This is a genomic window from Clostridiisalibacter paucivorans DSM 22131 (genome assembly GCF_000620125.1).
GTDB classification, from domain to species: domain Bacteria; phylum Bacillota; class Clostridia; order Tissierellales; family Clostridiisalibacteraceae; genus Clostridiisalibacter; species Clostridiisalibacter paucivorans.
The window spans coordinates 1-6,431 of the sequence record NZ_JHVL01000079.1; the positions used below are offsets into that span (position 1 = coordinate 1).

Genomic DNA, 6,431 nt, shown 5'->3' on the forward strand with positions numbered 1-6,431 from the left:
AATTTGAGAAATATGATTTGATAATAGCAGATGAACTTGGATATATTTCTTTTGATAAAGAAGCCTCTGAGCTCTTATTCACCTATCTTTCCTTAAGAGCAGGAAGAAAATCTACAATAATAACTACAAATTTATCATTTGAAAGGTGGGATGAAATATTTAAAGATCCAGTAATGACAGCTGCAATAATAGATAGACTTACACATAAATCATATATTGTAAATATGAATGGTAATTCTTATAGATTAAAAGAAACTAAACTTTGGTTAGAAAAGCAATAATTTTTTTACCTTAACTAGAGGAGAATTCGATTAGAATTTAGAGGAAATTTCGGTTGACAAATACAACAGTTTTCAAGTATGTTTGTGAATAGTTGTTTTCATGATCCAATAATTCATTTTGCCATCTTCTGATTGTGGATGCTTCAATCTTATTGATTGGCATCCCTTTGAAGTATGGTAAAAGCTTTGTATTGATCAGGAATTCCTTCCCTGAATAGGTGGTTGGTTTCAACCTGGACTTGCAATCTTCCATGTATATAGTGACAAGGCTTTCAAAAGTCATATCAGGTGATGCTTGTGACTTTTCCAAGAATTCACGTTCAAAGGCTTTTGCTTCACGTTGTGTCTTGAAGCCACGCTGCATCTTTTTCTTCTTATTTCCCATCCAATCAGTGTAATAGAAAGAACAGTACCATGTACCACGTTCTTCATCCTTGTATGCTGGCATTATATCATTCCTTTCTTGTTTCAATTTTGGGTATAAAAAATACACCCATTGCAGTTCAGGTGCTTGAATGATATAATATGATTGATATGATCGGTATTATATCGGGCATCTGAACCGAATAGTATCTATTTGAAAGATCCTTGGTGTTGGTAGCACCAGGGTTCTTTTTTTGTTTATTTGGTTAAAAAATAACTCTTTATTGAGTTCACAATATATCTTTCTTTGTAATCTTCACCATCTTTCATAATCTTATCTATCAAGTTAATAAGATCTTGCTTCTGCATTGAATCCACAGTACCATTCTCATCACTATTTATCAAATAAAAATCATTTTCACTATCCAAATCTTCTTCTATAGAAAATCCTGCAACGGATAACCATTCACACAATTGAAAAAATTTATATTCAGAATCTTCCAAGCCATATATTTCATCAATTGGTATTTTGAAGATCTTGCAGATTTCAAATAACATTTCAATGTCAGGTGCATTTGTTCCATGTTCCCAATTTGAAACCCTGGATTGAGTAACACCTAACTTTTGAGCAAAGTCCTTTTGTGAAATATTCTGTTGCTTTCTATATTTGGTAATGTTTTTACCAATCACAGTTTTTATGACACTCAATGTTATCACCACCTTCTATAATAGAATACCACAAACATATATCAGAAATCAAGATAAAAATTTCAGATATTCTGATATTTTATGTTGACATTTAGAACAGATACCGTTAAAATATAAATATCAGATTAACTGAAATAAATATCAAACAAACTGAAAGAATGATGATGTTCATGAACGAAAAAATCAAGTCATATTTAGAAGAAAACGGTATTAAGCAATCATACTTACAAAAGAAACTTGGAATTTCCATGAGTTCAGTAAACGCATTACTCAACGGTAACAGGGGAATTTCAGCAGAAGAATACTTCATAATCTGTGATGCTTTAAAAGTACCATTGGGCTTCTTCAAGCAAAATCAAGAAATGGTGGTGTAATAATGGATCATGTAATTGAAGGAATGAAGCCACACTTTGAAGTGCTGCTGGATTGGTTTATTGAAGAACACAGAAAAGGGAACTACAAGAAGCTTTTAGATAACCCATATTATGATGAAATCAAAGCTTTGATTGATTCAATGAACATATTAAGAAAGTATCTTGGATGGAATCCAGTCAGATTGAAGGATGAAGTAAACTTTTATCTATAAGAAAGGATGATTTAATATGAGTAATGCAGTAATACAACAATCAAGATTTTACAATGCTGAAGATGTTGCAAATATTCTTGATGTTTCCTTATCTTCAGCTTACAGAATTATGAAGCGACTCAATAAAGAACTTGAAGAAAAGGGTTTCATAACAGTGGCTGGAAAAATTTCACGTAAATACTTTGAAATGAAGGTCATGTTGTGATGTGAACCATGACTTTATAAGGATGAAGTGAACTTTTATCTATAAGAAAGGGGAATGAAAATGTTTATTATTTTTAATCATGAAAAGCTGGAAGCAAGGATCAATGAAATGTATGGTGATATGGTGGCTTTTGGGAAGCTGCTTGGTATGACAAAGCAAAGGATTAATTCCAGGCTGAAGGGTGCAACTGAATTCACTGCAACAGAAATTGAAAAGGCAGCTGATCTGCTGAAGATTGATCCAGTAGAAATACACAAATATTTCTTTGAACCAAAAGTGATCAGACGGTAAATTCAAATTCAAGAAAGGAATGATAAATGATGAAACAAATGATATTATTTGACGAAAATTCAGAAAATCAATTTAAAAAGATATGCGTGGAATTGGAAAAGAAAGATCTAAGACCACATTACAAACCAAAGCACAAATTATCTACTGAAAAATCCAAGTTGGTAATTCAAAAGATGATCAATGAAGTGGATATTACCTATAAGCCAACTAATGAAGTATATAAAATGTACAAGGATGTATGTGAAAAAATGAAAATAGGGTTCATGACACAGATTGGTTTTTCTAAATACATCACCAATCACTATGATTTTATGATTGTTGACAAGAAATCAAAGGGAATAAAATTTAGAATATTTGTGAAAAGTTCAAAGTAAATTAAAAAGGTTCATCATTTTAAATAAATGGTGAACCTTTTTAAAGCCTTATATATCAAGGGGTTTCAGGGTATGGGTTCAAGGTTCAACAATATATTCACTTATTATATAGATGTTTATATTATATATACTTACTATTTAATAATTACTATATATAATATATAAAAAATAAGTATATATAGGGAAAAAGGTGAACCCTTGAACCCGAATCACTAGAAACCCAGTAAAATCAATGCTTTAAGTAGGTTCTTCTTTTTTTCAAAAGGTTCACCTTTTTTAATGTGTCCTATTAGCATATTTTATTATGAGTACATGGGATCATGTAGATTGAATGTCCTTTTGATGCCCTTTTGATATGGGAAAAGATATGCTATAATTTATATAGTGAGATTTATAAAAAGAAACGCTTGGTTTGCGCCAGGTGTTTTTTTTTATATTCTAAGAAAATGGATTCTTTGGGTTTACCTCCGACCTGAAGGATCCATTTTCATTTTAGCTGAAAGGTAGGTGATAATTTGGGAAAGCTGACAGATAACCAAAAGAGATTTATTGATGAATACTTGATTGATCTAAATGCAACAAGGGCATATAAGGCAGTTTATCAAAGAGTGAAGAAGGATGAAGTTGCTGCAGCTGCAAGTGCAAGGTTGTTAAGAAATGTTAAGGTTCAGAAGTATCTTATGGAACGTCAGAAGGCACTTCAGGAAAGAACTGAAATAACACAGGATAAAGTTATTCAGGAACTTGCAAGGATTGGATTTGCTGACATTAAGGATTATCTTTCATATAGGACTGAAAAAACTGTTATTACCACTGACAAGGACACTGGTGAACCAATAATTGATTATTCACCTATCATTGAAGTGTTAAACAGTGACCAGGTTGATGGAAAGGTGATCCAGGAAGTATCAATCAATTCAAAGGGTGTTTTCACCTTTAAGCTATATAACAAGCTTGATGCCCTTGATAAGATTGGAAAGATTCTTGGATTGTTTAAAGATAAGCTTGAATTATCGGGGAACATTAACAACCCATATGAAGGATTGACAACTGAAGAATTGAAAGATCTATTAAAAAAATTATAGGAATGAAAGGATGTATTAAAATGGGAAAATTTAAAAATGCAGTTTTACCAGTGATGGAAAAGTATTCTGAAGAAATTAAAGAGATTAGAAAGGCATATGATGATGCCATAAATAAGACAAATAGGCATTCAGGTTACACGCAACAATACAAGTTGGATGTGATCAGTGAACTTAAACAGGAATTGACATCCACTTTAAAGCTTCTTGATGAAAAGTATAACAACAAGCTGCAGGAAATTATTCAGACTGAAAAGCCTTCTATTCTTGGGAAACCAAAAGAAAAACCTGCAGATTATCAAGTTCAGATTTCAAATGCGTTGAAGTTTATTGAAATGGCTGGAAAAAACCTTTCAGATGATCAGGCTTATGAAATTCTGAAGCCTTTTAAGGGTGATCATGAAACCATGGCTATATTCAAGAATGCAATTGTTGGAGTTGCAGGAAGCCTTGAAAATCGGTTTGAAAATACCTTTAAGGACACAAACAATTATATGAAGATGCTGGATCAATTGAAAGACGTTGAAGGGAACGCTGGAAAGATCTTGAATGGATTTGATAATTCCTATCAAGGAAGATTGAAGGTTCATTTATTTAAAGATTCAGTGGATTCCATTGATCAGATTTCAGAAAGTATGAATGGTGAAGAAGAATAATCATATGGCTGCATTGGTGCTTAGATTGACTTTGCATTAGTGCAGCTTTTCTATTTAAGGGGGTGAATGAAGTTTGACCAATGAAGAACTTGTAATCCAATATCAGAGTGGTTATAAATTAGCATTAGATGAATTGATTGAGCAGCATAAAAACTTGGTCAAATTCTTTGCCAATAAATACAAAAATTATTGTCCAGGTGTTATTGATTTCAATGACTTGCAGCAAGAAGGATGGATTGCATTTATTGAAGCTGCATCAAAGTTTAATATTAGAGAAGATGACGTTAATAAATTCTCATCATTTGCAGGTGTTTTGATTTCAAGAAGAATACTAGATGTGATTACATCTAATAGAAGTAGAACACATAAGTCATATTCACGTGGTAAAGATGTATCAGTTGGCAGTTTAAATGAAATTGTTGAAGGCACTGATGGTGCAACCCTGATGGATGCCATTCCTGATGAAACATCAGAATTTTTACATCCTGATAATCCATTTTTAAAGATTGAAGAAGAACTTTATTTGGAAGAATTAAGGGATGATCTATTTTCATTACTTGATCAGGTATTGGATAATGACTTCAGTGCAACTTTAATTGTTGAATATTATGGTCTTAATGGTGATCCTATAAACCAGTATGAACTTGCAGACAAATATAATATGGGAAAATCAAGAATTCAGTATCTGATCAGTGAAGGGATCAGGACAATAAGAAGAAGTGAAGAAGGGAAAGCCTTCATGCGTAAATATCAGGTTGAGTATACTGAAATGGTTATTCAGAAAAAAGAATCATTTAATGAATTCCAATCACCTGATAAATTGATCATGAAGATGGAAATTATTGATGATCTTTTAGACAACATTATGTCAAAATGTGGGGTGTCAGAAGAATGAATGAATACATTGAATTAAAAAGAAGAATCAGTGAAATGACAACTGATCTCACTGAAAAATTAAATGAATTGAAGTATCAAAAGGACTTTTCTGATATTGAAACACAAAAGAAAGTCATGAAGTTTAAAAGTCAGAAAGAAGAAATAGATAAATTGATACTTGAAAAAGAATCAGTTGAAGGAATTATTTATTCCATACCAAATGAAAAGTATTCAATGGTATTGGATCTTAAATACATCAAGGATAAGATATGGTCAGATGTGGCATATGAAATGGATTGCAGCTATCAAACAGCCTTTAACCTTCAGAAAAAAGCATTGGAACAATATGAAACATTAAAAGCTTTAGGGTGTAGAAAGAAGATTGATGTTGAATTAATTAAGAATTATTTATGGTCAGCGAAATTTTCAGAACTTCAAGACATTCAACCAGTGATCCTTAATCATCCTATCACTGCAGGATATGGTGTTATGTTTGATCATGGACTTATTGTGTTGAATAAAGACAATAGTGATTATGAGTTGATGAAGAAGATCTTTGTTTATCATATGAGAACATCAACTGTACAACTTCTTGAAATGAAAGCAATTAGAAGTAGAAGAAAAAATAAGAATAGATACCAGCAGTTATCATTGGACATGATAGATGTTGAACTTATAAGAAGGGGGTTGTATCAATCAACAGGTGGTGTTTTAAGTGCATAAGGAAAAATTGAAGTTGTTAACCAAGATAGAACTTGCAAGACGTGAGTTCTTTTTTTATTGCAATCTGAAAGCACCTGATTTTTATAAACCTGATCGGAAGTTCCTGGTGAATCTATGTAATGAACTTCAGGACTTTTATGAAGATCCTGATGCTGAAGTCTTGGTGATCAATGAACCACCAAGACATGGGAAGCGGTGTTTGTCAAGTAAGTTGTCATAGAACTTTTTTCTTAAGCTTCTCGTTTTTGTATAAATCATCGGTTGGATTAAGGCTTACTATTTCAAC

At 32.1% G+C, this 6,431-nt stretch carries 12 protein-coding genes; 10 read left to right on the forward strand and 2 right to left on the reverse strand.

The features are described 5' to 3' along the window. Positions 1-281, forward strand: a 281-nt coding sequence (locus Q326_RS0114590; RefSeq protein WP_026896033.1) for an ATP-binding protein, incomplete at its 5' end; no start/stop codon positions are given. 37 nt (positions 282-318) lie between these two features. Here the strand turns inward: Q326_RS0114590 and Q326_RS0114595 are convergent. Further along, a complete protein-coding gene (locus Q326_RS0114595; protein WP_026896034.1) occupies positions 319-729 on the reverse strand; it encodes a tyrosine-type recombinase/integrase in 411 nt (136 codons plus the stop codon). A gap of 173 nt (positions 730-902) precedes the next feature. Next, positions 903-1,352, reverse strand: coding sequence for a helix-turn-helix domain-containing protein (locus tag Q326_RS18065; RefSeq protein WP_051531531.1), 450 nt, complete (start codon positions 1,350-1,352; stop codon positions 903-905). A 170-nt stretch (positions 1,353-1,522) separates the two neighbouring features. Between Q326_RS18065 and Q326_RS17565 the strand changes: the two genes are divergently transcribed. From Q326_RS17565 to Q326_RS0114645, 9 genes are all read left to right on the forward strand, one after another. After that, a complete protein-coding gene (locus tag Q326_RS17565) occupies positions 1,523-1,726 on the forward strand; it encodes a helix-turn-helix domain-containing protein (protein ID WP_034602479.1) in 204 nt (67 codons plus the stop codon). A 2-nt stretch (positions 1,727-1,728) separates the two neighbouring features. Next, on the forward strand, positions 1,729-1,938 hold the full coding sequence (locus tag Q326_RS17570; protein WP_034602481.1) for a hypothetical protein: 210 nt from the start codon (positions 1,729-1,731) through the stop codon (positions 1,936-1,938). 16 nt (positions 1,939-1,954) lie between these two features. Then, positions 1,955-2,143 carry a helix-turn-helix domain-containing protein gene (locus Q326_RS17575; protein ID WP_034602490.1) on the forward strand — a complete coding sequence of 63 codons (189 nt, stop codon included), beginning with the start codon at positions 1,955-1,957 and terminating at the stop codon, positions 2,141-2,143. Between the two features lie 60 nt (positions 2,144-2,203). Continuing rightward, the gene (locus Q326_RS0114620; RefSeq protein WP_034602493.1) at positions 2,204-2,434 is read left to right on the forward strand and encodes a DUF739 family protein; all 231 of its coding nucleotides are present in this window, start codon (positions 2,204-2,206) and stop codon (positions 2,432-2,434) included. Between the two features lie 26 nt (positions 2,435-2,460). Then, the gene (locus Q326_RS0114625) at positions 2,461-2,808 is read left to right on the forward strand and encodes a hypothetical protein (protein WP_169733593.1); all 348 of its coding nucleotides are present in this window, start codon (positions 2,461-2,463) and stop codon (positions 2,806-2,808) included. A 515-nt stretch (positions 2,809-3,323) separates the two neighbouring features. Then, complete coding sequence (locus Q326_RS0114630) at positions 3,324-3,893, forward strand: terminase small subunit (RefSeq protein ID WP_051531533.1); 570 nt, start codon at positions 3,324-3,326, stop codon at positions 3,891-3,893. A gap of 20 nt (positions 3,894-3,913) precedes the next feature. Beyond that, positions 3,914-4,546, forward strand: a complete 633-nt coding sequence (locus Q326_RS0114635) for a hypothetical protein (protein ID WP_026896038.1) — start codon at positions 3,914-3,916, stop codon at positions 4,544-4,546. A 73-nt stretch (positions 4,547-4,619) separates the two neighbouring features. Beyond that, positions 4,620-5,441: a sigma-70 family RNA polymerase sigma factor gene (locus Q326_RS18070; RefSeq protein WP_026896039.1), complete on the forward strand. Its 822-nt coding sequence runs from the start codon at positions 4,620-4,622 to the stop codon at positions 5,439-5,441. Beyond that, a complete protein-coding gene (locus Q326_RS0114645) occupies positions 5,438-6,145 on the forward strand; it encodes a hypothetical protein (RefSeq protein WP_026896040.1) in 708 nt (235 codons plus the stop codon). The genes Q326_RS18070 and Q326_RS0114645 overlap by 4 nt, the downstream gene beginning before the upstream one ends. Positions 6,146-6,431: the final 286 nt, after the last annotated feature.